Raw genomic sequence first — 2121 nt, 5'->3', positions numbered from 1 at the left:
GCGTTGAGTCAGCCGCTGGCCCAGGCGCTCGCCCGCGCGCGACTCGCCGATGACCTCGAAGCGGCGCGCCTGCATGGCGAAACCGAGCAACTGCGCAGTGCGCTATTGGCCTCGGTCTCGCATGATTTGCGCACGCCGCTGACGTCCATGCGCGGCAGCATCGACAGCCTGCTCGCGCTCGGCGAAGCGATCCCGCTGGAGGACCGCCGTGAGCTGCTCGAAGGCACCCGCGATGAGGCCGAACGCCTTGATCGCTACATTCAAAACCTGCTGGACATGACCCGTCTCGGCCACGGCGCCTTGAAGCTGGCGCGGGACTGGGTGGCGCCGGCAGACATCATCGGCAGCTCGCTCAATCGTCTGCGCGCCGTGTTGACGCCCTTGCAGGTCAGCACCGACCTGCCGGCAGAAATGCCGCTGCTGTATGTCCACGCGGCATTGATCGAACAGGCGCTGGTCAACGTACTGGAAAATGCCGCACGGTTTTCACCGGTCCACGGCCGTTTGCAACTGCGCGCCGGCACCGGCGATGACGAGATCTATTTTTCGGTCAGCGATGAAGGGCCAGGCATTCCCGAGGAGGAGCGCGCGAAGATTTTCGACATGTTCTACACCGCCGCGCGCGGTGATCGCGGCGGGCAGGGCACCGGGCTGGGGCTGGCGATCTGTCAGGGCATGGTCGGCGCTCATGGTGGGCGGATCAGCGTCGCCGATGGCATCGAGGGGCGCGGTACCTGCATCACTCTGCATTTACCTTTGCAGGAGCAGCCGGCCCTGGAGAGTGAGCGTTGAAATCCAGGCCTGATACTCTTCGCCCATCTTCCTGCTGCGACCGCCCATCATGAGCCAGACCGCGACCATACTGGTCATCGACGATGAACCACAGATCCGTAAATTGCTGCGTATCAGCCTTGCGTCTCAAGGCTACAAAGTGCTCGAGGCCGGCACCGGCGCTGAGGGCCTGGCGCAAGCCGCACTGAACAAACCGGACCTGCTGGTGCTCGACCTAGGCCTGCCGGACATGGACGGCCAGCAAGTGCTGCGCGAATTTCGTGAATGGTCGACGGTGCCGGTGCTAGTGCTGTCGGTGCGCGCCAGCGAAGGGCAGAAAGTCCAAGCGCTGGACGGCGGCGCCAATGATTACGTGACCAAGCCGTTCGGCATTCAGGAGTTTCTGGCGCGGGTGCGCGCGTTGTTGCGTCAGGCCCCGACGGGTGAAGTGCAGCAGGCGGCGCTGACGTTGGGCCCGTTGACCGTCGACCTGGCCTATCGTCGGGTGTTGCTCGACGGCGCCGAAGTCGCACTGACCCGCAAGGAATACGCGGTGCTGGCGCAACTGGCGCGGCATCCGGGAAGGGTGATCACGCAACAGCAACTGCTCAAGGACATCTGGGGCCCGACGCACACCGAGGACAGCCATTACCTGCGCATCGTCGTCGGCCACCTGCGCCAGAAGCTCGCCGACGACCCGACCCGACCGAGGTTTATCGTGACCGAAGCGGGGGTTGGGTATCGGTTGCTGGAGGAGGGCGGCCTCTAAGGCGATCATTCGCAGGATTTCATCGCGAGCGGGCTTTCTGTGGTGAGGGGGCTTTCTGTGGTGAGGGGGCTGTTTGTGGTGAGGGGGCTTTTTGTGGTGAGAGGGCTTTCTGTGGTGAGGGGGCTTTTTGTGGTGAGAGGGCTTTTTGTGGTGAGAGGGCTTTCTGTGGTGAAGGGCTTTCTGTGGTGAGGGGGCTTGCCCCCGTTGGGCTGCGCAGCAGCCCCAGTGCGCCACATTCGGTGGGCCTGAAGAAACGCAATAGCAGGTTGAAGGGGGCTGCTACGCAGCCCAACGGGGGCAAGCCCCCTCGCCACAAAAGCCACGGTGTTTGCACCTATTGAATCAAGGCTCGCGCTTCTGCTTACTCTCATACCGATCCAGTGTATCCCGCGCAATCCTGCGCCCCAGTGCGATCAATTCATTTTGTGGTGAGCGAGCTTTTTGTGGTGAGGGGGGTCTGTGGTGAGAGGGCTTTCTGTGGTGAGGGGGCTTTCTGTGGTGAGGGGGCTTTCTGTGGTGAGAGGGCTTTCTGTGGTGAGGGGGCTTTCTGTGGTGAGGGGGCTTTCTGTGGTGAGGGGGCT

General features: G+C 63.1%; 2 protein-coding genes. Both read left to right on the top strand.

The genetic code is table 11. The features are described 5' to 3' along the window. On the top strand, window positions 1-792 hold a 792-nt coding region (locus tag F8N12_RS26220; protein ID WP_263596528.1), incomplete at its 5' end, for a sensor histidine kinase. Window positions 793-841: 49 nt separating this feature from the next. Then, window positions 842-1540, top strand: coding sequence for a response regulator (locus F8N12_RS26215; RefSeq protein WP_150582978.1), 699 nt, complete (start codon window positions 842-844; stop codon window positions 1538-1540). The last annotated feature ends 581 nt before the right edge of the window (window positions 1541-2121 follow it).

Source organism: Pseudomonas fluorescens (genome assembly GCF_902497625.1).
Taxonomy (GTDB): Bacteria; Pseudomonadota; Gammaproteobacteria; order Pseudomonadales; family Pseudomonadaceae; genus Aquipseudomonas; species Aquipseudomonas fluorescens_BQ.
The sequence above is the reverse complement of the archived record's forward strand: the minus strand, read 5'-3'. Positions and strand labels throughout refer to the sequence as shown.

Coding starts and splice junctions, on each gene's coding strand:
- F8N12_RS26215 (WP_150582978.1), top strand. CDS start 842: ATGAGCCAGACCGCGACCATACTGGTCATCGACGATGAACCACAGATC.